Source organism: Streptomyces sp. NPDC024687, assembly GCF_055559055.1.
On sequence record NZ_JBVHLJ010000005.1, the window covers coordinates 403715 to 425227 of the forward strand.

Annotated in this window: 21 protein-coding genes and 1 pseudogene; 17 read left to right on the forward strand and 5 right to left on the reverse strand. The window is 70.2% G+C overall.

What is annotated here, in order from left to right; translation table 11 throughout:
- Nucleotides 1-19: 19 nt before the first annotated feature.
- Entirely contained in the window at nt 20-403 is a 384-nt protein-coding gene (locus ACZ39I_RS21990; RefSeq protein ID WP_467246018.1) for a hypothetical protein, read from the forward strand.
- A gap of 45 nt (nt 404-448) precedes the next feature.
- Here the strand turns inward: ACZ39I_RS21990 and araD are convergent, their stop codons facing one another.
- The 3 genes from araD to araB are packed head-to-tail and all read right to left on the reverse strand — an operon-like array spanning nt 449 to nt 4401.
- Nucleotides 449-1177 carry an L-ribulose-5-phosphate 4-epimerase AraD gene (araD, locus tag ACZ39I_RS21995; RefSeq protein ID WP_467246019.1) on the reverse strand — a complete coding sequence of 243 codons (729 nt, stop codon included), beginning with the start codon at nt 1175-1177 and terminating at the stop codon, nt 449-451.
- A 25-nt stretch (nt 1178-1202) separates the two neighbouring features.
- Entirely contained in the window at nt 1203-2726 is a 1524-nt protein-coding gene (araA, locus tag ACZ39I_RS22000; protein ID WP_467246020.1) for an L-arabinose isomerase, read from the reverse strand.
- 13 nt (nt 2727-2739) lie between these two features.
- Nucleotides 2740-4401, reverse strand: a complete 1662-nt coding sequence (gene araB, locus ACZ39I_RS22005) for a ribulokinase (protein ID WP_467246021.1) — start codon at nt 4399-4401, stop codon at nt 2740-2742.
- A 344-nt stretch (nt 4402-4745) separates the two neighbouring features.
- Between araB and ACZ39I_RS22010 the strand changes: the two genes are divergently transcribed.
- Nucleotides 4746-6044, forward strand: coding sequence for an alpha/beta hydrolase (locus ACZ39I_RS22010; RefSeq protein ID WP_467246022.1), 1299 nt, complete (start codon nt 4746-4748; stop codon nt 6042-6044).
- 136 nt (nt 6045-6180) lie between these two features.
- Entirely contained in the window at nt 6181-6990 is an 810-nt protein-coding gene (locus ACZ39I_RS22015; RefSeq protein ID WP_467246023.1) for a COG4705 family protein, read from the forward strand.
- Between the two features lie 49 nt (nt 6991-7039).
- Here the strand turns inward: ACZ39I_RS22015 and ACZ39I_RS22020 are convergent, their stop codons facing one another.
- Nucleotides 7040-7609, reverse strand: a complete 570-nt coding sequence (locus tag ACZ39I_RS22020; RefSeq protein ID WP_467246024.1) for a TetR/AcrR family transcriptional regulator — start codon at nt 7607-7609, stop codon at nt 7040-7042.
- 76 nt (nt 7610-7685) lie between these two features.
- Between ACZ39I_RS22020 and ACZ39I_RS22025 the strand changes: the two genes are divergently transcribed.
- The 7 genes from ACZ39I_RS22025 (at nt 7686) to ACZ39I_RS22055 (ending at nt 14988) form a co-directional block, all read left to right on the forward strand.
- Nucleotides 7686-8171 (forward strand): NUDIX hydrolase, encoded by a 486-nt coding sequence (locus ACZ39I_RS22025; protein WP_467246025.1) that lies wholly within the window; start codon nt 7686-7688, stop codon nt 8169-8171.
- Nucleotides 8172-8869: 698 nt separating this feature from the next.
- A complete protein-coding gene (locus ACZ39I_RS22030; RefSeq protein WP_403656143.1) occupies nt 8870-9193 on the forward strand; it encodes a hypothetical protein in 324 nt (107 codons plus the stop codon).
- 3 nt (nt 9194-9196) lie between these two features.
- Entirely contained in the window at nt 9197-10483 is a 1287-nt protein-coding gene (locus ACZ39I_RS22035; protein ID WP_467246026.1) for a WXG100 family type VII secretion target, read from the forward strand.
- On the forward strand, nt 10480-11193 hold the full coding sequence (locus ACZ39I_RS22040) for a hypothetical protein (protein ID WP_467246027.1): 714 nt from the start codon (nt 10480-10482) through the stop codon (nt 11191-11193). Before ACZ39I_RS22035 ends, ACZ39I_RS22040 begins: the two co-directional genes overlap by 4 nt.
- Nucleotides 11190-11819: a hypothetical protein gene (locus ACZ39I_RS22045; protein WP_467246028.1), complete on the forward strand. Its 630-nt coding sequence runs from the start codon at nt 11190-11192 to the stop codon at nt 11817-11819. The genes ACZ39I_RS22040 and ACZ39I_RS22045 overlap by 4 nt, the downstream gene beginning before the upstream one ends.
- 194 nt (nt 11820-12013) lie before the next feature.
- On the forward strand, nt 12014-14503 hold the full coding sequence (locus tag ACZ39I_RS22050) for a molybdopterin oxidoreductase family protein (protein WP_467246029.1): 2490 nt from the start codon (nt 12014-12016) through the stop codon (nt 14501-14503).
- Complete coding sequence (locus ACZ39I_RS22055) at nt 14500-14988, forward strand: hypothetical protein (RefSeq protein WP_467246030.1); 489 nt, start codon at nt 14500-14502, stop codon at nt 14986-14988. Before ACZ39I_RS22050 ends, ACZ39I_RS22055 begins: the two co-directional genes overlap by 4 nt.
- A gap of 23 nt (nt 14989-15011) precedes the next feature.
- On the opposite strand, the gene ACZ39I_RS22060 is transcribed toward ACZ39I_RS22055, so the two are convergent.
- A complete protein-coding gene (locus ACZ39I_RS22060) occupies nt 15012-15740 on the reverse strand; it encodes a GAF and ANTAR domain-containing protein (protein WP_467246031.1) in 729 nt (242 codons plus the stop codon).
- A 992-nt stretch (nt 15741-16732) separates the two neighbouring features.
- Here ACZ39I_RS22060 and ACZ39I_RS22065 point away from each other — a divergent pair.
- From ACZ39I_RS22065 to ACZ39I_RS22095, 7 genes and pseudogenes are all read left to right on the forward strand, one after another.
- Nucleotides 16733-17065: a helix-turn-helix domain-containing protein gene (locus tag ACZ39I_RS22065; protein WP_352387542.1), complete on the forward strand. Its 333-nt coding sequence runs from the start codon at nt 16733-16735 to the stop codon at nt 17063-17065.
- A 59-nt stretch (nt 17066-17124) separates the two neighbouring features.
- The gene (gene trhA / locus ACZ39I_RS22070) at nt 17125-17949 is read left to right on the forward strand and encodes a PAQR family membrane homeostasis protein TrhA (RefSeq protein WP_467246032.1); all 825 of its coding nucleotides are present in this window, start codon (nt 17125-17127) and stop codon (nt 17947-17949) included.
- A 174-nt stretch (nt 17950-18123) separates the two neighbouring features.
- Nucleotides 18124-19347, forward strand: a complete 1224-nt coding sequence (locus ACZ39I_RS22075; protein WP_467246264.1) for a PP2C family protein-serine/threonine phosphatase — start codon at nt 18124-18126, stop codon at nt 19345-19347.
- Nucleotides 19348-19423: 76 nt separating this feature from the next.
- Entirely contained in the window at nt 19424-20260 is an 837-nt protein-coding gene (locus tag ACZ39I_RS22080; protein ID WP_467246033.1) for an alpha/beta fold hydrolase, read from the forward strand.
- Nucleotides 20253-20837, forward strand: a complete 585-nt coding sequence (locus tag ACZ39I_RS22085; protein ID WP_467246034.1) for a TetR/AcrR family transcriptional regulator — start codon at nt 20253-20255, stop codon at nt 20835-20837. Before ACZ39I_RS22080 ends, ACZ39I_RS22085 begins: the two co-directional genes overlap by 8 nt.
- Nucleotides 20838-20925: 88 nt before the next feature.
- Nucleotides 20926-21309 (forward strand): hypothetical protein, encoded by a 384-nt coding sequence (locus ACZ39I_RS22090; RefSeq protein ID WP_467246035.1) that lies wholly within the window; start codon nt 20926-20928, stop codon nt 21307-21309.
- Nucleotides 21310-21350: 41 nt separating this feature from the next.
- Nucleotides 21351-21511, forward strand: a pseudogene (locus ACZ39I_RS22095) (ribbon-helix-helix domain-containing protein); the annotation flags it as partial.
- Nucleotides 21512-21513: the final 2 nt, after the last annotated feature.

Consider the following 21513-nt stretch of genomic DNA (forward strand, 5'->3'; position numbering starts at 1 on the left):
CTGAATAGGATCTGCTCTCATGTCGAACCCTGACGAGCTGCTCGTCGCCCTCTCCACCGCTGTGGAGTCCGAGCGAAGCAATCAGATGTCGTTGACCGTGGTCGTCGGCGGTGCCGTCATCACCGGCCGGCTGGCTCCTGAGGCCGTGTGGCGGGAACGCGTGGCGGAGGTGCTGAAGGACTCGGACCGCCTCGGCCCGTTCTCCGACGTCTTCTCCCGTGCCCCGGGAGGGGACCGGCCCGACCACGACGGGGCGCCCGCCCAGCCCACCCATCTGCACTTCCATCTCGCCCGGATCCTGCAGGGAAGCCTCGGTATCCCGGAGACGGGAGGCATGTACCGCGTCGCGATCAAGGACGTCAGCGCGTGGACCGTGGGTGATCTCAGCTACTTCGACCAGTAGAACGAGACCGGGGGCCCGGTCCGGCCGGGCCCCCGGTACTGCCGCTCACCGTCCCGGGAGCGCCGCCTCCGGGTTGCCGTAGTAGGCGTCGGGGCCGTGCTTGCGGGTGTAGTGGCGCTCCAGGAGGTGCTGGGGCGGCGGTGCTGTGGGGTTGAGGGACATGGTGTGGAGGGCGATGTCGGCGACGGCTTCGCAGATGATCGCGTGTTCCAGGGACTTGCGGGCGCTGGCGCCCCAGGTGAAGGGGCCGTGGCCGGCGACGAGGGCGGCGGGGACCTCGACGGCCCGCTGATCCTCTCCGTCCAGCAGATCCACGATCACTTGGCCGGTGTTGTACTCGTAGTCCTTGGCGCACTCCTGCTTGGTGAGGTCGCGGGTGACGGGGATGGGTCCGTTGAAGGTGTCGGCGTGGGTGGTGCCCAGGACCGGGATGTCGCGGTGGGCCTGCGCGAAGGCGACCGCGTGCGTGGAGTGGGTGTGGGTCACGCCGCCGACGGAGGGGAACGCGCGGTAGAGGCAGCGGTGGGTCTCGGTGTCGGTGGACGGACGCAGGTGGCCGTCCACGACGGCGCCGTCGGACAGGCGGACCGTCACCAGGTCGTCGATCGTCAGGGCCTCGTAGGGGACCCCGGAGGGCTTGATGACGAAGACCCCCGCCTCGCGGTCGACGCCGCTCACGTTGCCCCAGGTGAGGGTCGCGAGCCCGACCTGGGGGATGGTGAGGTTGGCCTCCAGGACCTCCTGGCGCAGACCCTCGCGGACACGCACGCTCATCGGTCGTCTCCTTCGATGCGGGCGGTCACAGGGCCTGGGCCAGTCGGTGGTAGGCGGCGTTCCACCGGATCTCCTTGGCGAACTGCTCGGTGCGGGTGTGCTCGTCGATGGTGAGGAGTTCGACGCCGGTCATCGAGGCGTAATCGGTCAGGGTCTCGAGGTCGACGGCGGAGCTGAGGACGGTGTGGTGCGGGGCGCCGGCCAGCAGCCAGCTCTCCGCGGACTCCGCGAGCGAGGGGCGCGGCTTCCACACCGCCCGGGCCACGGGGAGCTGAGGCAGGGGCTCGCTGGGGCCTACGACGTCCACGGCATTGGCGGTCAGCCGGAAGCGGTCGCCGAGGTCCGAGAGGCCGACGACCACGGCGGGTCCCTCGGCCGCGTCGAAGACCAGACGGACCGGGTCCTCGCGGCCGCCGATGGACAGCGGGTGGATCTCGCAGCTGGGGCGGTCGGCGGCGATGGAGGGGCAGACCTCCAGCATGTGCGCGCCGAGCACGCGGGGGGTGCCGGGGCCCAGGTGGTAGGTGTAGTCCTCCATGAAGCTGGTGCCGCCGGGCAGCCCCTGGCCCATGACCTTCAGGGTGCGCAGCAGGGCGGAGGTCTTCCAGTCGCCCTCGCCGCCGAAGCCGTAGCCGTCCGCCATCAGGCGCTGGACGGCCAGGCCGGGCAGCTGGCGCAGTCCGCCGAGGTCTTCGAAGTTGGTGGTGAAGGCGGTGAAGCCGCCCTCGGTCAGGAAAGTCCGCAGGCCGATCTCCTGGCGGGCCGCGTAGAGCAGGGAGTCGTGGCGGATACCGCCGGGGCGCAGGGCGGGGACGACGTCGTAGGACTCGACGTATTCGGCGGCGAGTTCGGCGGCGGCCTTGTCCTCGACGGCGTCGACGACGGCGACCAGGTCGTTGACTCCGTAGGTGTTGACGGAGAAGCCGAAGCGCAGCTGGGCTTCGACCTTGTCGCCTTCGGTGACGGCGACGTCGCGCATGTTGTCGCCGAAGCGGGCCAGGCGCAGGGTGCGTGAGGCGTGGCGGCCCAGGGCGGCGCGGGTCCAGGCGGCGATACGGCGGATGACGCGGGGGTCGGTGGCGTGCCCGGCGACGATCTTGCGGTCGATGCCGACGCGCGATTCTATGTGGCCGAACTCGCGGTCGCCGTGGGCGGCCTGGTTGAGGTTCATGAAGTCCATGTCGATGCTGGGCCAGGGCAGCGACAGGTTGTACTGGGTGTGCAGGTGCAGCAGGGGCACACCCAGGGCGCTGAGTCCGGCGATCCACATCTTGGCCGGGGAGAAGGTGTGCATCCACACGATCACGCCGACGCAGTTGTCGGAGGTGGTGGCCTCCAGGCACATGCGGCGGATCGAGTCGGCGTCGGTGAGGACGGGCTTCCACACGATGCGGGCCGGGATCTTGCCGGGGCCGCCGAGGATGTCGGCGATGTTTCTGGACTGCTGGGCGACCTGGTGCAGGACGTCGTCGCCGTACAGGCCCTGGCTGCCGGTCAGGAACCAGATCTCCTGACCGGAGTCGGCGGTGGCGTTGGTGTTGCTGGCCATGGGGGTTTTCCTTTCAGGAGGACGCGGAGACTTCGGTGCGCAGGCGGCGCAGGCGGCGCATGACGTCGTTGGTGCCGCGGCCGAAGTAGTCGTGCAGCAGCCGGTACTCGGCGTAGAGGCGGTCGTAGGCCGCGGCGCGCTCGGGGTCCGGCTGGTAGACGCCGCGGTCGGCCTTGCCCATGGACCGGGCGGCGGCCTGGATGTCGGGGTACGCCCCGGCCGCCACCGCGGCGTGCATCGCCGCACCGAGCGCCGGGCCCTGGGTGGAGCCGATGACACCGAGGGGGCGGCGGGTGACGTCGGCGTAGATCTGCATCAGCAGCGCGTTCTTCGTCAGGCCGCCCGCGATGATGAGCTCCTCCACCGGCACGCCGGCGGCCTCGAACGCGTCGATGATGGTGCGGGTGCCGAAGGCGGTGGCCTCCAGCAGCGCCCGGTAGACGTCCTCGGGGCGGGTGGACAGCGTCTGGCCGATCAGCAAGCCGCTCAGGTCGTGGTCGACCAGCACCGAACGGTTGCCGCTGTGCCAGTCCAGGGCCACGAGTCCGTGCTCGCCCACCTTCTGCCGGGCGGCCAGCTCGGTCAGGTACTCGTGCGCGGACTGCCCGGCCGCCGCGGCCTTCTCGGCGTACTCGGCGGGGAACCCGGTGCGGACGAACCAGCCGAAGATGTCGCCGACCCCGCTCTGCCCGGCCTCGTAGCCCCACAGGCCCGGCAGGATCCCGCCGTCCACGACACCGCACATGCCGGGCACAGTGCCGAGCTGGTCGGAGCTCATCACATGGCAGGTGGAGGTACCCATGATGGCGACCATCTGGCCGGGCTCCACGGCCGCTGCCGCCGGGGCGGTGACATGCGCGTCGACGTTGCCCACGCAGACCGTGATGCCCTCGGGCAGTCCCGTCCAGGCGGCGGCCTCGGCGGTCAACGTCCCGGCCGCGTCACCGAGTTGGCCGATCGGATGGTCCAGCTTGTCGGTGACGAAACCGGCGAAGTCCGGGTGCAGGGCGCCCAGATGGGCGGGTGACGGATAGACCCCGTCCTGGTACTGGCCCTTGTAACCGGCGGTGCAGGCGTTGCGGACGTACGTGCCGCACAGCTGCCACACGATCCAGTCGGCCGCCTCCACCCACCGCTGCGTACGGCGGTAGATCTCCGGGTCCTCCTCCAGGACCTGCAGCGCCTTGGCGAACTCCCACTCCGAGGAGATCTTCCCGCCGTAGCGCTGGAGCCACGGCTCCTTCATCTCGGCGGCCAGCGCGTTGATCCGGTCGGCCTGGCCCTGGGCCGCGTGGTGGCGCCACAGCTTCACGTAGGCGTGCGGACGGGCGGTGTACTCGGGCAGCTCGCACAGGGGGGTGCCGTCGGCGAGTGCCGGCAGGACCGTGCAGGCGGTGAAGTCGGTGCCGATGCCGATGACCTGCTCGGGCGCCACACCGGCGCGGGCGAGGGCCTCGGGTACGGCGGTGCGCAGCACGTCGATATAGTCCGAGGGCATTTGAAGGGCCCAGTCGGGGGGCAGCCGGGTGCCGTCGGGCAGCTCGCGGTCCAGGACCGCGTGCGGATAGACGTGCTCCGCCGACGCGAGCTCCTCGCCGTCACGGACGCGGACGACGACGGCACGGCCGGACAGGGTGCCGTAGTCGACACCCACGACGCAGGGTTCCTCGGGCATGGCGCCCCACCTTTCGTTCGATATCTCGATCGCTGTTCGGGATCTAGGGCAGAGGATAAGGGGTCCGGCCTTGGGCTGGACCCCCCTACGGGTCAGTTAATCCGCGCGACCTGCCACAGTTCGTCATCGGCGCCGTTGTCCGCAGCCTGTTGGCGAGCTTGTAGTAGCCGCCTCCCGCTTCCGTGAGCGTCCACTGCTGGGAGCTCGCGGTGAGCGACGCCTTCTCACGGCCGAGTGGGCGGCATCACCACCCCTTTTGCACTAATTGGGGAACGCGGAGGATTCCCCACCCCTCCTTCTGTGTGAAGGAAACCGCACAGGTAGGAAATCGGGGATCAACCGGTATGGGTCTGACCAGCGAGACGACCGTGTATGTGATGGCGGCACTCGCCGCCGTGTGTGTGGCACTGCTGGTCTGGTGGTGGCCACGGTTCGCCCGGCAGGGGCTGCTGCAGGTGCTCGGGCGCCTGGTGGCCCTCGGCACGACCCAGGTGGTGATCGTCGCCGCGTTCGCCTGCTGGCTGAACTCGTCGTACCAGTTCTTCGGATCCTGGGGCGAGCTCTTCGGCCACGTGGAGACGGCCCCCGTCGGGGTCACACAGGCGGGGAACTACGGGGGCACCGCCGGCGCGGGGACGGTGGACGGTGTCGCCGTGAAGGGCGCCCTGGTACAGCCCGCCACCGATGAGCAGCTGCGCCGGGTCAGCGGACTGCCCACCGGCCCCGCCGCGGTGAACGGTCGGGTGGAATCCGTCAAGGTCATCGGCCGCCGTACGGGCGTGGTCGACCCGGCGTTCGTCTACCTGCCGCCGCAGTACTTCCAGAAGGCGTACCAGCGCCAGCGCTTCCCGGTGATCGTCGCGCTCAGCGGCTACCCGGGCAGCATCTTCAACCTCGCGCAGTATCTGCGGGTGTCCCAGACGGCCGGGGCACTGCAGAAGAGCGGGCAGATGCAGCCGACGATCATGGTGATGATCCGGCCGACGATCGCCCCGCCGCGCGACACCGAGTGCGTGGACGTGCCGGGCGGTCCGCAGACCGAGACCTTCCTGGCCAAGGACCTCCCCGACGCCCTGAAGTCCGCCTACCGGGTCGGTCATGACGCCAGCGCGTGGGGAGTCATGGGCTACTCGTCCGGCGGCAGTTGCGCCCTGCAGCTGACGATGCGCGATCCGCACGTGTACACGACGGCCGCCGCCCTGTCGCCCGACTACAAGGTCAAGGATGACCCGACGACCGGCAACCTCTTCGGCAACGGCCCGGACCGCACCGAGCGGATCAACGGCCACGACCTGATGTGGCGGCTCAAGCACCTGCCCGTCCCCGCGGTCTCCGTCCTGGTGGCCGAGAGCAAGCACGGCGAGCGCGGCTATCCGCAGACGCAGGCCTTCATCAGGGCCGTCAAGGCACCCATGCGGGTCGCGTCGATCGAGCCCGAGCACGGCAGCCACAACTTCCCCACCTGGGTCCAGGAGATGCCCCCCGCCCTGAAGTGGATGAACCAGCAGCTGACGTTCCCCCAGGACGTCGTGCCCCGCCACCACAAGAAGGGCACGGTGGTCGCCGACCCGCCGAAGCCCGGTCACGACCCCCTGCGCGCCGACGGCCCGGAGCCCACGCCGACGACCAGGACGCGCAGGTAAGGGCTGCGGTCAGCCGGGGCTGTCCGCCGTGCACCGGCGGCCGCCCGCCGTGCGGGGAAACTTACCCACCAGAGCCCCAAAAACTATGGCAAAGCAGTCTGGGAGGAAGGCGGTTGACCATGCCATCGTGCGGGCCATGACGACACCGCACCTCCTCGACGACCTGGACGACCCGGACGACAGGTCCCGCCGTGCCCTGCGGCCGATGGCGAACAAGGTGCCCGAAGTGACCGCCTGCTTCTGGGTCATCAAGGTGCTGACCACCGGCATGGGAGAGACGGCGTCCGACCTCCTGGCCCGCGTGCTCGGCCCGGTCCCGGCGGTCGCCGCCGGCGCTGTCGCCCTGGTCGCCGCCCTGGCCGTCCAGCTGACCGTCCGTCGTCACATCGCCTGGGTCTACTGGACCGCCGTCGTCATGGTCAGCATCTTCGGCACGATGGCGGCCGACGTCCTGCACGTCGGCCTCGGCGTCCCCTACGTGGTCTCGACCCCGGCGTTCCTCGTCGTCCTGGCCGCCGTCTTCGTCCTCTGGTACGCGAGCGAGCGCACGCTGTCCATCCACAGCGTCCGGACCCGCCGCCGCGAGACGTTCTACTGGGCGGCCGTCCTCGCCACGTTCGCCCTCGGCACCGCGGCGGGTGACCTCACCGCCACCGCCGGCCTCGGCTACCTGGGCTCGGTCGTCCTCTTCGCGGTCGCCATCTGCGTGCCCGCACTGGCCCACCGCTTCAGCGGCCTGAACGCGGTGACCGCCTTCTGGACCGCGTACGTCATCACCCGCCCCCTGGGTGCCTCGCTCGCCGACTGGATGGCGGTGAACCGCTCCCGCGGCGGCCTCGCGCTGGGCCTGGAGCCGGTCACCCTGGCGTGGACGCTCGCCATCCTGGGCTTCGTGGCCTACCTGGCCGCGTCACAGCGCGAGGGGCGTGGTGCCGCGGCGGCCTGACCGTCGTACGGCGGTCCTCCGGCGGGGCGGCCGTCGTCCGTCGGCCAGGTCAGCGGACGCCCGCCGCGTCGAGCAGGGTGGTCACCGTGGGGGCGACGAGTCCCGGCAGTTTGTCGGCTCCGATTCCCGCCCGTGCGCTGGCACCGTCGAAGACCAGGCTGAGCTGCCGGGCCAGCAGGTCGGGATCGGCTGCCCCGCCCTGTTCGGCCTCTCCGCGGAAGTAGGCGGTCAGGTTCTCCTTGACCCGGTGGGCCACCCGGCTCGCGGGATGGTTCTGGTCCTTGAGCTCGATCTGCGCGGCCAGGTAGGGACAGCCGTGGAACTCGGGCGCGGCCGACTGCGACTCCACCTGCGCGAAGACGTGCAGGATCCGCTCCCGGGGCGAACGGTCGTCGTCCGCCGCGGGCAGGAGGGTCGCCACATAGTCGGAAGTACGCTGCTCCAGACTCGCCGCGAGCAGTTCGTCCTTGCTCTCGAACAGCTGGTACATGGAGCGCTTGGACACCCCCGCCGCCTTGCACAGCGCCTCGACGCCGATGTTGACACCGGATCGGTAGGTCAGCGCGGCCGCCGCGTTCAGCAGACGCTCTCGGGGGCTCGGCTTCGCTTGGGTGGTCATACCGCGAGATTAGCTCGATTCCGACAGAATAGAAACTGATCGGTTTCCAGGGGTGTCGGTCGGGGAGCATGGTGAGATGTCCGACTTCACGGATCCACCGCTCGTGGTCGACAACCGCGGCAACGCCCTGGTCGCGTTCGTCCGCGGCACCGAGGGAGCGCCACCGCGTGACGCCCCGCTGCCGGCGTCGTTGGTCGCCCTCTGGCACGCCGACCGTGTCCTCCTGGTCCTCGACCGGTACCGCGGGCACTGGGAACTGCCCGGTGGGCGTATCGAGGACGGGGAATCTCCTCGTCAGGCGGCCGCACGCGAGTTGTCGGAGGAGAGCGGTCAGGTGTTCGACGGGCCGCTCCGGTTCATCGGTTACGCGGGCTTCGTTCTCGCGCCGGACCGTCGAGCCGAGTACGCGGCCCTGTTCGCCGGCAGCACCACCACGATCCGGGACTTCCGGTCCGACGAGGAGATCATGGCGATCCGCTGGTGGAACCCGGACCCCCGGAAACCGTTGCCCGCAGGTGTTCACCCCTTGGACGCCCACCTGGCCCGACTCACACGCGACTGAGACACGGCCCCGGGGAGTCGGCGATCAGCGGGGAAGCCGTCCGGCGTGAGACCGGCTTCCTTCGCGTGCCCCTTGTCAAGCACAGGGCCGTCATGCCGGCCACCCCCGGCGCGGTCGACGACCTGCGGCGCTGGACGGGCGGGGGTCGTGTCGTGGCGCCGGAGAGCGCGGGGGACCGCCTGGGCGCGGCCCAGTCCGTCCGTGTCCGCTGCCAGGCGCTGGACGCTCGACCCTGCTCTCGCCGACGCCGTGACCGCAGCGTTTTCCGCCGAACGCGACACGGACGCGATTTCCACCTCCCGGAGAGTGGTGTACGGCCGACAGCCAGGACGCCGTGTCGTACTGCGCTCGGGGATCAAGTCGCGCAGATTTCCGGGGTGATGACCACCGAGTCCGGGTGCAGCCCTGGGAAACGAAGCATGGGGAGGGAGCCGGAGGTGTGGGTTCTCGCCGCCGACCGATCACACCGCCGGGCACTACGCCCGTGGGCTGAGAGCTCGCCCCGGCGGTGAGCTGTGGAGAGCTCTCTTGCTCGGAGCCGGGCTCGACCGGTCCGCCCGACCAACTCCGGCTCGCCGTGCGAGCGTTGCTGCTTCGCAGGGGGAACGACGATAACCCCTCTTTGCTCATACTTTAGTCTGGGGCCCGCGCCGGCAGCCGGTGGAACGTCTGTCGCAGTCTCAGAAGGGGGTCGCCTCATGGCGGATGAATTCAAGGTCGACCTCGGCCAATTGGACTCTTTTGGCCGGGTATTGAAGCAATCTGTCACTGATCTGGAGGAAGCCCGCAAAGCGCTCTCCGCTGTCAGTGCCGAGCAGATCGGGACTCCGCGGCTGGACGAGGCGTGTGAAACCTTCCAGAACAAGTGGAAGTACGGAACCGGCCAGTTGAAAGACATGATCAAAGCGGTGGACGAAGGCGTGGAAAAGACCGCGCTGAGCTACAAGCAGTTCGAGGAGAACCTCTCGAAGGCCCTCAAGAAGATGGAAGAGACCAACGCCGCGAATACCGGGGGGAAGTAACCGGTGGCCGACAACCCCTACCCGAGCCTCGGCTGGAACCCGGTCCCCGGCGTACCCGAGCAGGTCACCTCCCTCCACCGCAAGGTGAAGTCCGCGGCGGACACCCTCAACAACTGCCACCGTCAGATCGAGTATCTGCTCGGAGCGAGTTCCAGCTGGCAGGGAGACGCCGCGAGCGCGTTCCGCGACACCCTGGACGGCGACCTCAAGACCGCCATGAGGAACGCCGGGCAGTCGCTCGAGAAAGCCGCCGCGGCGCTCGGCACCTGGGAAGGCGACCTCACCTCCCACCGCGACCTGGCCAAGAAGTACGACGACGCCGCGCGCGAGAACAAGGCCGACGCCGACAAGGCCAGGACCCGTTACGACCAGGCCAAGGGGAACCCGGACCTCAAGCTCGCCGGCAAGGAATACCCCAGCCAGGCGGAGGCGGATGCCGCGACGGAGCGCCTGCGTACCGCCGAGCGCGAACTGAACGAGGCCACCACTCACCTCAACACCGCCAACACCGCCTACAACGACGTCATCGCGAAGGCGAAGGAGTTGGAGGGCACCCACACCGACGCGGCCGAGGCCGTCGCCCGCACCCTCGACGAGGCCGACGACAAGCTGGCCCCCAAGGAACCGGGGTGGTTCAGCAAGACCCTCAGCGCCATCGGCGAGGGCCTCAAGGCGGTCGGCGAGTTCCTCGTGGAGCACGCCGGAACCATCGGCGCCATCGCCGGACTGCTGGCCCTGCTCCCCACCCCGCTGGCACCGGTCTTCGCGGGTATCGCGGTCGCGGCGAGCGCGGTCTCCATGGCCAAGAACCTTGCGAGCGAGGACTTCAGGGACTCGCTGATGGGCGAGTACGGCTGGAAGGAGGGCGCGTTCGCGTGGGGCTCCATGGTCGGTGACAGCCTCGGCATGGTGCCCGGAGTCGGCGCCCTCGCCAGGGCCGGCAGCGAGGCGGGTCTCGCGGCGGCGGTCGCACGAGAGGGCGGCGAGGCCCTGTCGGTCGGCTCGAAGCTGGGGGCATTCGGCAGGGAGATCGTGCCCGCGTTCAACTTCAAGGCTCTCGACGTGGCGACCGACCCCGCGACCGGAGCGCTCCAGTACGGCATCAACGGCGTCAACGTGGCGGCGAACATGGCGTCGTCCCTGGAAAACATGGGCGTGTTCCCGAAGAACGGCCCCGGACACGACGCGTCCGAGATCACCAAGGGTGCGGCCGCCTCGACCGGCTTCAAGAGCGGCGCGCTGGCCATCGCGGAGGACATCGGTGAACTGGTGGGAGGCATTCGGCTGTGAACACATTCCTCGACACGGTGGAGGCCGAGCCGAAGCCGGAATTCTGGTACGGGCTGCCCTACGGATACCTACGGCTGGACCTCCAGCCGTCACCCGAGGGCATCCAGGAGGTGGCCCGGCAGCTCGACGCACTGCCCGATGCCGTCCGGGACCGCGCCGACCAGGTGTTCCGGCTCTACTCCGTCGTCCTGACGATGCTGCGGAGCCAGGCGGTGATGGGGTGCGCTCTCGGTATGCACCCGGACGAGCGCGGCGAGGCCACGCTGTCCGTCCTCACCGTCTCCACCGTCCCGACTTCGGGAGCGCACCCTGAAGCCGTGCTTCTCCAGATGCTGGGGGACGGCGGGACGGGGCAGGACAACGGCATCGTGCCCGTGGAGCTGCCCGCAGGGACCGGATACCTGTGGGAGACGGAACGGACCACGGTCGCGCCGACAGCTCCCCCCGAGGGGCAGGAAGGCCCCGCGGAGGGGACCGTCTGGCAGGGCACGGTGGCGATCCCGGTTCCTCGCACCTCGTCGATCATCACCGTGCAGCTGGTCACCGCGTCGGTGGAGCTTGCCGATGACTACCGCGGCGTGCTGCTCGGCGTCGCGCGTACGGTGACGTTCGAAGACCCGGCGGCACCGGACCCGGCCGACGTGGACAACGCGCCCGGGCCGTTCCCGGATTCCGGCTCAGGGGCACAGGAAAGGAGCCCGTTCGGATGACGGAGCGAGATCGACGGAGAGATCATCTGGTCTCGGACACCCCGCCCGCGCCGTACCCGACCGACGGAACGGACTTCCGGGGCGCGGTGCGCTACCACTACGGCGTCACGCTGAAGAAGTTCCTCAAGTTCTTCCCGGTGTTCCTGCTGCTGTGGGGCCAGATTTTCGTGACCCGGATCGGGTATCTGCTGCCGGTGGCCATCATCGGCATGCTCGGCCTCCTGTGGACGCTGTTCCTCTTCGCCGGTCGCATGGACCTGGTCCGGAAGTGCTCACGAGTGTTCAAGACCTACCCGCTGGAATTCCGCGCCCCGGTCGAGAAGATCGGCATGGAGTCGACCCACACCCTCTTCCTGCGCCTCGGAGATCAGAGCGGCACCCCCTTCACGCTGCGTGCGAGGGACGCCCTGGGCCGTGGTCGGTGGCCTGCCGGCATCGCGGACGGCGTCTGGTTCGCCGGTGACGAGCCCTTCGGCGGCGCGATCATCGTGCCGGGCTCCGGCGAGATGCTCTTCCTGCAGCCCAGGGACTGGGCCGCGAGGGACGAGGACCGCGACAACGCCGGACCGGAGCGGATCGAGAAGGCGGGGCGCGCAGGCATCAGGCGTCCCGCCCGTCTCAGGTAGTGCGCTGACCGGACGGAGGGGACGGGTCTGCGGGGTCCACCTGCGGGCCCGTTCGTCGTACGGGATCCCGTGAGGGTCCGCGGCCCCCCGATGGCGCAGGTCGGCGTTAGGTGACGGGTGGCGGAGGGTACCGGTGAGACGCGGTGACGCGTCAGGCGGCGGGGAGCGTTGGGGGGTTCGCTAGGGAGGCGGACATGGATGCTTCGGTGGACCGGATCGCCCGACCGTGGGGAAGCCGGACTCCGTACGGCCGGCACGAGCCGTGGCCCGACCGCGTGGACACCTTCCTGGAGGAGGGCGTCGACCAGGGCATGGTGCAGCGGTGGGTGCAGACCGCGTCGATCCTGCACTCCGACGGGGACGCGATGGACATCGCGGTGGTGGACGGGCGCATGGTGGGCGTCCGCGGCCGCGCGCGGGACCGGGTCAACCATGGCCGGCTGGGCCCCAAGGACCTCTTCGGCTGGCAGGCGAACGCCTCGGCGGACCGGCTGACGACGCCGCTGATCCGGCGGGACGGCCGGCTCGTGCCGTGCGACTGGGAGACCGCGATGCAGCGGATCGTCGCCCGCTCCCGGGAGCTGCTGGACGAGCGCGGCCCGGGATCCATCGGCTTCTACACCAGCGGGCAGCTGTTCCTGGAGGAGTACTACACGCTCGCGGTGCTGGCGAAGGCCGGGATCGGCACCAACCACCTGGACGGCAACACCCGCCTGTGCACGGCCACCGCCGCCGAGGCGCTGAAGGAGTCCTTCGGCTGCGACGGACAGCCCGGCAGCTACGACGACATCGACCACGCCGACGTGATCGCGCTGTTCGGACACAACATCGCCGAGACGCAGCCCGTGCAGTGGATGCGGATCCTCGACCGGCTGGAGGGCGGCGATCCGCCCCGCCTGGTGTGCGTCGACCCGCGTCCCACGCAGGTGGCGCGCAGAGCGGCCGTACACCTGGCTCCGCGGCTCGGCACCAACGTGGCCCTGCTCAACGCGCTCCTCCACGAGATCATCCGTACCGACCGCGTCGACCACGACTACGTCGCCGCCCACACCGTCGGCTTCGACGAACTCGCCTCCCGGGTGAAGAAGTGCACCCCCGCGTGGGCGGCCGGTGTCTGTGACGTGCCGGCCGCCCGGATCGGCGAGGCCGCCGAGATCTTCGGCACCGCCGACCGGCTGCTGTCCACGGTGCTGCAAGGGGTCTACCAGTCGCACCAGGCCACCGCCGCCGCCGTACAGGTCAACAACCTGCATCTGATCCGCGGCATGCTCGGGCGCCCGGGCGCCGGCGTGCTGCAGATGAACGGCCAGCCCACCGCCCAGAACACCCGGGAGTGCGGAGCCGACGGCGACCTTCCCGGATTCCGCAACTGGCAGAACGACAGCCACGTCGCCGACCTGGCCGAGGTGTGGAACGTCGATCCCGGGACGATCCCGCACTACGCCCCGCCCACCCACGCCATGCAGATGTTCCGCTACGCCGAGCAGGGTTCCATCCGCATGCTGTGGATCAGCGGCACCAACCCCGCGGTCTCCCTGCCGGAGCTGTCCCGCATCCGTTCGATCCTGGAGCAGGAGCGTCTCCTCGTCGTCGTCCAGGATCTCTTCCTCACCGAGACCGCGCAGCTCGCCGACGTCGTCCTGCCCGCCGCCACCTGGGGCGAGAAGACGGGGACGTTCACCAACGCCGACCGCACGGTCCACCTGTCGGACAAGGCCGTCGAACCGCCCGGCGAGGCCAGGCCGGACCTGGACATCTTCCTCGACTACGCGGCCCGCATGGACTTCCGGGACAAGGACGGCGGCCCACTGATCACCTGGCACGACCCCGAGTCCGCCTTCGAGGCGTGGAAACGCTGCAGCGCCGGTCGGCCCTGCGACTACACCGGCCTCGGCTACGACCGGCTGCGCGGCGGCACCGGCATCCAGTGGCCGTGCAACGACGACGCCCCCGACGGCACGGAACGCCTCTACACCGACGGCATCACCTGGGCCCACCCGGACGTCTGCGAGAGCTACGGCAAGGACCTCGTCACCGGCGCCTCCCAGGACATCGCCGAGTACCGCTCCCTCAACCCCGACGGCAAGGCCATGATCAAGGCGGCCGGGTATCTGCCGCCCCACGAGGCGCCCGACGATGCCTACCCCTTCCAGCTGACCACGGGCCGCACCCTCTACCACTTCCACACCCGCACGAAGACCGGACGCGCCCCGCAACTGAACGCGGCGGCCCCCGACGTGTGGGTGGAGGCGTCCGCCTCCGACGCGGCCGGGCTCGCACTGGAGGAAGGGGACCTGGTCGAGGTGACGACGCCGCGGGGCGCCGTACGAGGACGACTGCGCCTCACCGACATCCGCCCCGGTCTGCTGTTCGTCCCCTTCCACTACGGCTACTGGGACACCGAGGCGGGGCACGCCCCGGACGGCGACACATCCGGCCGCGCCGCGAACGAGACCACCGTCACCGACTGGGACCCCGTCTCCAAGCAGCCCCTGTTCAAGACCGCCGCGGCCGCGCTGCACCGCGTGGCACACGCCGACGGCCACACCGCCCCGGCGCCGACCACCACCGCGTCCGCCCCCGCGCGCGCCGGCACCGTACCCGCCACGACCGGCGGCCCCAGCGCCCTGGCCACCCAGTCGGCCGCACCCTCCCGGGACCGCGACGAGGAGGACACCGCATGACCGGCATCGACCTCACCCTGCGCGCCCTCCACGGCGAGCGGCACCTGGCCAAGGAGCTGACGACGGTGGCCGAACGCCACCGCACCGAACACGAGATCCACTACGTCGCCGCCGACCTCGCCCGCTGGTCCCGTGAACACGCCCAACGCCTGGCCGACACCGGCCGGGACCGCGGCCTGCGCCTCGGCGACCTGTCGAAGGACCACTCGCCGGGCCTGCTGTCGGCGGTGCGGGAGAAGGCGGCCGAGCCACTCGGTCACCGGCCGGAGCCCGGTCTGCTCCTCTTGCGCGACCTGCGGGACCTCCATCTGGCCGCCGCGCAGAACTCCCTGTACTGGGAGATGCTCGCCCAGGCCGCACAGGCCACCCGGGACGACGGCCTCCTGGACCTGTCGTCCGCGTGCCATCCGCAGACACTGCGGCAGATGCGCTGGACCAACACCATGATCAAGATCCTCTCGCCCCAGGTGCTGTCCAGCCTGTGACCCGGTGAGGGACGGCGGACCCGTCAGGGCCGGGGCCGCAGGGCTCGCCCCGGCGAGGGCGGACTCCCGCCGATGTCTCTGATCAACTCCGCGCACACGTCCCGGAGTTTGACGTTGCGGCGCTGTGAGGCGGCGCGCAGCAGGTTGAACGCCTCGTCGACCCCGCACCGCTGCTTCCCCATGATCACGCCGATCGCCTGGTCGATGACACTGCGCGACTCCATCGCCGTCTGGAGGTCGGCGGCGTACTCCTGCGCGTCGGCGATGCGTTGCGCGAGTGCGAGGGCCCCGGTGGCCTGGGCGGCGAGCGCGCGCAGGCCGGCGAGGTCGGCGTCGGCGAACCCGGAGACCTTCGGCGAGTACAGGTTGAGGGCGCCGGCGGTGTGCGTGTGGGCGGCGATCGGCAGGGAGGCCGACGAACGCGTACCGCAGGCGGCCGCGTAGGCCGGATAGGGCCCCCAGCGGTCCTCGCCCAGCATGTCCGCGACGACGACTTCCTCGCCCGTGCGCAGCGCCTGGAGACAGGGCCCGTCGTCCTGCCCGTACTGGGCCTCGTCCAGTTCGGGAGCGCTCGTACCCACGCTGGCCACGGTCAGGGGCCGCCGCTGCCGCTCCAGGGTGATCCCGACCCCCTGGGCCATGGGCGCCATGGCCAGCGCACTCTCTGCGAGAACCCGGAGAAACTGTTCGAGGGAGTCGGTGCTCACGAGGAGAGAGGTCACGTCCGGCAGTGCATTCGGTTGATCGGTCATGATCGCTGTGTCCTTCCGGGCGTGAGACCCGCCGGCCGGCGTGGTGGGGACCGCCAAAGACCACGGGGATCCAGCCCGAAGGGATACCTCCAGCGAGGTGGCCGCCCCACTCCGGCCAAAGACCCGAGCGACGGCCTGCTCCTCCCACTGTCCTCCCTTTTCCCGCGCACTCCTCCCTCGCATGACGGACGACGCGACCGCCGTCCGCTCCGAACTGTCGCGGCCGGCCCTCCATCGCCGTTCGAGGTGGATTACCGCACCGTTCGACGCGCGAAAATCTACCGTGGCTGGAGTAGACATTGGGTGCCGCCATGGTTATGGTTTCTCTCGTAGCCCAGAGAGACAGAAGGGCCCGGCAGACATGAACTGCCGGGCAGTAGCACGTAGTTGCAGTGCGCAGGACGGTCCGGTGGTGGAGTTCCGAAGCCAGGGTTTTTGCGGTACGGCGACGGGGCTGACGACCGGACCGGGTGGCCCGCAGTGATCAGGGGCCGCCGTTGGCGGTACCGAGTTGGCAGTACCCAGCAGTGAAGTCAGTGAGCAGTACCTCGGTGAAGGCGTCGGCTGCGGGCGCGCGCACCGGGAGGTTCGGCAGTGGGGTTCCAAGCCAGAGCAGACGCAGGACGGGCGACGGGGCTGGCTGCCGGAGAGTGGCGCTTCGCGAGGCCACCAGTGGTTCGCAGTATCAGTAGTGCGAGCAGTACGCAGTACCCGTTTGGCAAGTGATTGGTTCAGAGGGAAGAACGGAGGAGCCGAGCGCCATCAGGATCGCCCGGGCGGAGGTCTCGAGCCCGGGTACCGCAGGACATCGACAGCGAGGTGGTCTCCGGTCAGGCAACAGCGATCCCAGCAGCCCCGACAGCATCTCGGTCGGGTCAGCGGAAACAGAAGGCCGGCGCAGTACCAGGGCCGGCAGATGGTGTAGCAGTTCCTCCGGGGTCCTGGTGCCGCACGGCACCAGGACCCCTCCACGCGTTCCGCAGAGAGGTGAGATGACAGCAGACGATCCCATCGGCCGTCTCGACGACGACGATTACCCCGCCTACACCATGGGCCGGGCTGCCGAGATGCTCGGCACCACCCCGGGCTTCCTCCGCGCCCTCGGCGAAGCCCGCCTCATCACCCCGCTCCGCTCCGAGGGCGGACATCGCCGCTACTCCCGCTATCAGCTGCGGATCGCCGCCCGCGCCAGGGAACTTGTCGACCACGGCACCCCCATCGAGGCTGCCTGCCGCATCATCGTCCTCGAAGACCAGCTGGAAGAAGCCCAGCGCATCAACGCCGAGTACCGCCGCGCCGCCTCCCGGCACACGGTCGGCATCTGACCCGCAGTCCGCAGCGAGTGGCCAGCCGCACTCATCCTTCGATCTCAGAATACGGGCGCATGATCGCCGAAGACACTCAGCCGCCGGAACGCAGGCCCGATCCCCAGCCTCGTCCCGGCACCGCTCCCGACCTCCTGCGACCCGTGGTCGATGCGCCTGCCGACCCGACCGGCGCGACCGACCCAGCCGACCGAAGCGACCCGACCGGCCGGCCGGCTGACGCCGCTCCGGAAGGCGCGGCGGAGCGTGTGGCGGCCGCGCTGAAGCCGAGGATGCGTGGCTGGCTGCACGCCGGCGTGTTCCCGCTGTCCCTGGTCGGCGGCATCGTCCTGATCGCCGTCTCGCGCTCGGCGGCGGCAGTGGCGGCCTGCTCGGTGTACGCGCTGTCGGCCTGTCTGCTCTTCGGCACCAGCGGGGTCTACCACCGCGGAACGTGGGGTCCGCGCGGGGAGGCGATCCTGCGACGGCTGGACCACGCGAACATCTTCTTGATCATCGCCGGCACCTACACCCCGCTGGCGGTACTTCTGCTGCCCACAGGTCAGCAGCGGGTGCTGCTGGCCGTGGTGTGGGCGGGTGCCCTGGCCGGCATCGCCTTCCGCATCCTGTGGATCGGGGCTCCCCGGTGGCTGTACACCCCGTGCTACATCGCACTGGGCTGGGTGGCCGTCTTCAACCTGCCCGACTTCGCACGCAACGGCGGCACCGCGATCGTCGTACTCGTCGTCGCCGGCGGTCTGCTCTACACGGCGGGCGCCGTCGTGTACGGACTCAAGCGGCCCGACCCCTCACCGGCCTGGTTCGGCTTCCACGAGGTCTTCCACGCCCTCACCATCGCCGCCTTCGGCGCGCACTACACGGCCATCCTCCTGGCCGCCGCATGACCGCGGGTCGAACGCGGCCCTGGTGAAGTCCTGGGCGTCATCGAGCAGTGAGGAACCGACGTGACCGCACGAGGGCCGGACGGCGGGCGGGCCTCCCGCCCTCGCGCGGACGAAAGTCGCCAGGACAGTCGCCAGGGCAGTCGCCAGGACAGGACGATGACTCTGGCCGGGACGATGACTCTGGCCGTGACATTGGCGGCGGCGGAGGCCGCGGCGCCCGTGGAGTCGCTCGACGTGGTCGCGCGCATGCTCAAGGAGCACCTCGGGGCGGTGTCGGTGTCGTTCCTCATCACCGACTTCACCGGCGGCTCGGTCGTACGGCTGGGGGCGGCGGGCAGCGTCGAGACCGATGAACCGGCCCGGCGGATCATGCTGCGGGGCACCGTGTACGACGACGTGATCCGCACCCAGCGGCCGAGCGTGGAGGAGCGGGGCGAGGGCGCGCTGGTGCGGATCGTCGCCCCGGTGACCAACCGCGGGGACGCCATCGGGCTCCTCGAACTGTTCCTGCCCGCGGCGCCGGACGCGGAGGTGATGCGGGAGATCGGCGAGACCGCGCACGCCCTGGCGTACATCGTCATCGCCAACCGGTCCTACACGGACGTGTACCAGTGGGGCCGCCGTACCGTCCCGCTCAGCCTGGCCGCGGAGATCCAGCACCGGCTGCTCCCGGCGTCGCTGGCGTGCGAGGCGGCGCAGTTCGCGGTGGCCGGGGCGCTGGAGCCGGCCGACCACGTCGGGGGTGACACCTTCGACTACGTGATCGACCGGGACACGGTCCAGCTCTCCGTCACCGATGCCATGGGTCACGATGTCGACGCCGCGCTGCTGGCCACCCTGCTGGTGGGCGCTCTGCGCCGGGCCCGGCGGGCCGGTGGCGGCCTGGACGAACAGGCGCGCCAGGCCGACCGGGCCATGCACGAGCACGGCCGCCAGGGCTACGTCACCGGCCAGCTCCTGCGTATCAGCCTGATCGACGGCACCACCGAGTTCGTCAACGCCGGGCACCCCTGGCCGCTGCGGATGCGGGACGGGCAGGTGCGGGAGCTCACTCCGAAGATCGACATGCCGTTCGGCTTCCCCGCCCCGCACAGCTACCGGGTCCAGTCGCTGGACCTGCGGCCGGGCGACCGGCTGGTGATGCTGACCGACGGCATGCTGGAGCGCAACGGCAGCCTCGATCTGCCCGACCTGATCGTGCGCACGCGCGATCTGCATCCCCGCGAGGCCGCCCGCACACTCATCGCGGCGGTCGTCGACGCCCACCACGGCCACCTTCAGGATGACGCGACCGTCATGTGCCTGGACTGGAGGGGCGTCGGCCATGCCCAGCGTGTCGCCGCCACCGGAGCCGACCTCACCGACGCCTCCGCCGCGTCAGGGCCCGACAGGGGTTGACCCTCTTGGCTATGGCCATTAGCTTCTAGCTAATCAAATTAGCTTACGGATGGCCGTGAGCGAGCTGGGAGATGTCATGGCTGAGTTCGTCTCCGTCCCGGGCGGCACCATCGCCTACGAGGTCGCCGGAGAGGGCCCGCTGATCGTCCTGGCCCACGGCATGGGGGACAGTCGTGCGGCGTACAGGTTCGTCCTGCCGCGTCTGGTGGCGGCGGGATATCGGGTGGCAGCGGTCGACCTGCGGGGCTGCGGCGAGTCGAGCGCGCAATGGGCTTCCTACTCGCGCACCGACATCGCGGGCGATCTGCTCGCGGTGATCCGCCACATCGACAGCGGCCCGGCCGTCCTGGTCGGCCACTCGATCTCCGGCGGCGCCGCCACCATCGCGGCCGCTCAGGATGCCGGACTGGTCAGGGGCATCGTCGAACTGGGTCCTTTCACGCGCGCGCAGTCGATCAAGCTCGGCGACTTCCGCTCGAAGAGCTACCGCAAGGGTGCCTTCCGGCTGCTCGGCGCCAGCCTCTTCGGCAGGGTGGGGCTGTGGTCCCGCTACCTCGACCACGCCTACCCGGGCCGAAAGCCGGCCGACTGGACCGACCGGCTGGCCCGCGTCGAGGCGATGCTGGGCGAGCCCGGCCGGATGCGGGCGCTGCAGAAGATGGGGCAGTCGGCACCGACCGACGCCGGCGCCCAGCTGGGCAACGTACGGTGCCCTGCCCTGATCGTGCAGGGCTCGCTCGACCCCGACTGGGTCGATCCGCGCGCCGAGGGCGAGGCGATCGTAGCTGCGATGCCGGACGGTGTCGGAGAGCTCGCGGTGATCGAGGGAGCCGGCCACTACCCGCACGACCAGTACCCCGAGGAGACGGTGTCCCTGATGCTGGCCTTCCTGGAAGCACACGCCCGTGCCTAGGGCGGGCCTCGACACGAGCACCGTCGTCGCGGCGGGAGCGGAGCTCGCCGACGAGGTCGGTCTGGCCGACCTGACCATGGGTCTGCTGGCCGACCGGCTCGGCGTACGGCCGCCGTCCCTGTACAAGCACGTCGGCTCCCTGCAGGAACTGCGGCACGGCATCTCCGTCCGGGCCAAGCGCGAATTCGCCCATCAGCTGGCCCGGGGGTCCGTCGGCCGTTCCGGCCCGGACGCGGTCCGGGCGTTCGCCGACAGCTACCGCCGCTGGGCCCTGGAGCATCCCGGCCGCTACGCCGCCACCCTCCCCGCTCCAGCGGCCGGTGACGAGGAGGACCGCCGCGTCAGCGAAGCGGCGCTGCAGGTTCTGCTCGACGTCCTCGCAGGTTTCGGCCTGCCCGACGAGCGCGTGGTCGACTCCGCACGGGCCATGCGATCAGCACTTCACGGGTTCGTCACCCTCGAGGGCGCGGGCAGCTTCAGGATGTCCCGCGAGGTCACGCGGAGTTTCCACTTCCTCATCGACACCCTGATCGCCGGCTTCCAGGCCGACCCTCTTCATCACGCCTCCGGGGGATGACATGACCGCCACGAATTCTTCGGCCGAGCCGTCGTCCTCTTCGGAGGCGCCCTTTGCCGATCGAGGTCAGGAGGCCGCCGTAAGCACCGTGAGGACCAGGACACAACGGCCGGGGCACGACTACGTCCGAGGCGGCGTGCGCGTCGCCGGCGAGGTGACCGCTTGGGTGTGCACCCCCTGGGCCCTGTGGTCGTACTCCATCCCACTGGCGATCGGCGCCGTCCTCCTGCTGATCGGACTGCCCGCCGTCTTCAGCACCCCGGGCGACCGGCCCGGCGCGGACGCGCCCGTTGCGGTGCCGGGCATCGTCACCATCTTGCTGGTCGTGCTCCACCTGGTGGCGGCGGCAGCGTCCGCGTGGGCCCTGTGGGGAACGTGGGTCGCTGCAACGGTGACTGTCCTGTGCGTGATCGTGCCGTTCACCGAACTACCGCGCTGGCGGGCGCTGTTGAGTGGGCCCACGATCAAGTGACAAGGAATGGACCAGGTAGGGGCGTGTGAGGTCGTTGGTACATGTCCATGAAGCGCACGAACGTCTACGCGGACCCCGAGGACTGGCCATCATCGAAGAGGCCGCCAAGCGCCGGGGTATAAGCGAGGCCGAGATCATCCGCCAGGGCATCCACCTTGCTGCCATGGCGACCCGCATCTGGGACGAGCCGCTGCGAACGCGGCC

What these genes read in the sequence shown, in the direction of transcription:
- ACZ39I_RS21990 (WP_467246018.1), top strand. Translation starts at nt 20, where the DNA reads ATGTCGAACCCTGACGAGCTGCTCGTCGCCCTCTCCACCGCTGTGGAG.
- araD (WP_467246019.1), bottom strand. Translation starts at nt 1,177, where the DNA reads ATGAGCGTGCGTGTCCGCGAGGGTCTGCGCCAGGAGGTCCTGGAGGCC.
- araA (WP_467246020.1), bottom strand. Translation starts at nt 2,726, where the DNA reads ATGGCCAGCAACACCAACGCCACCGCCGACTCCGGTCAGGAGATCTGG.
- araB (WP_467246021.1), bottom strand. Translation starts at nt 4,401, where the DNA reads ATGCCCGAGGAACCCTGCGTCGTGGGTGTCGACTACGGCACCCTGTCC.
- ACZ39I_RS22010 (WP_467246022.1), top strand. Translation starts at nt 4,746, where the DNA reads ATGGGTCTGACCAGCGAGACGACCGTGTATGTGATGGCGGCACTCGCC.
- ACZ39I_RS22015 (WP_467246023.1), top strand. Translation starts at nt 6,181, where the DNA reads ATGACGACACCGCACCTCCTCGACGACCTGGACGACCCGGACGACAGG.
- ACZ39I_RS22020 (WP_467246024.1), bottom strand. Translation starts at nt 7,609, where the DNA reads ATGACCACCCAAGCGAAGCCGAGCCCCCGAGAGCGTCTGCTGAACGCG.
- ACZ39I_RS22025 (WP_467246025.1), top strand. Translation starts at nt 7,686, where the DNA reads ATGTCCGACTTCACGGATCCACCGCTCGTGGTCGACAACCGCGGCAAC.
- ACZ39I_RS22030 (WP_403656143.1), top strand. Translation starts at nt 8,870, where the DNA reads ATGGCGGATGAATTCAAGGTCGACCTCGGCCAATTGGACTCTTTTGGC.
- ACZ39I_RS22045 (WP_467246028.1), top strand. Translation starts at nt 11,190, where the DNA reads ATGACGGAGCGAGATCGACGGAGAGATCATCTGGTCTCGGACACCCCG.
- ACZ39I_RS22050 (WP_467246029.1), top strand. Translation starts at nt 12,014, where the DNA reads ATGGATGCTTCGGTGGACCGGATCGCCCGACCGTGGGGAAGCCGGACT.
- ACZ39I_RS22055 (WP_467246030.1), top strand. Translation starts at nt 14,500, where the DNA reads ATGACCGGCATCGACCTCACCCTGCGCGCCCTCCACGGCGAGCGGCAC.
- ACZ39I_RS22060 (WP_467246031.1), bottom strand. Translation starts at nt 15,740, where the DNA reads ATGACCGATCAACCGAATGCACTGCCGGACGTGACCTCTCTCCTCGTG.
- ACZ39I_RS22065 (WP_352387542.1), top strand. Translation starts at nt 16,733, where the DNA reads ATGACAGCAGACGATCCCATCGGCCGTCTCGACGACGACGATTACCCC.
- trhA (WP_467246032.1), top strand. Translation starts at nt 17,125, where the DNA reads ATGATCGCCGAAGACACTCAGCCGCCGGAACGCAGGCCCGATCCCCAG.
- ACZ39I_RS22075 (WP_467246264.1), top strand. Translation starts at nt 18,124, where the DNA reads ATGACTCTGGCCGTGACATTGGCGGCGGCGGAGGCCGCGGCGCCCGTG.
- ACZ39I_RS22080 (WP_467246033.1), top strand. Translation starts at nt 19,424, where the DNA reads ATGGCTGAGTTCGTCTCCGTCCCGGGCGGCACCATCGCCTACGAGGTC.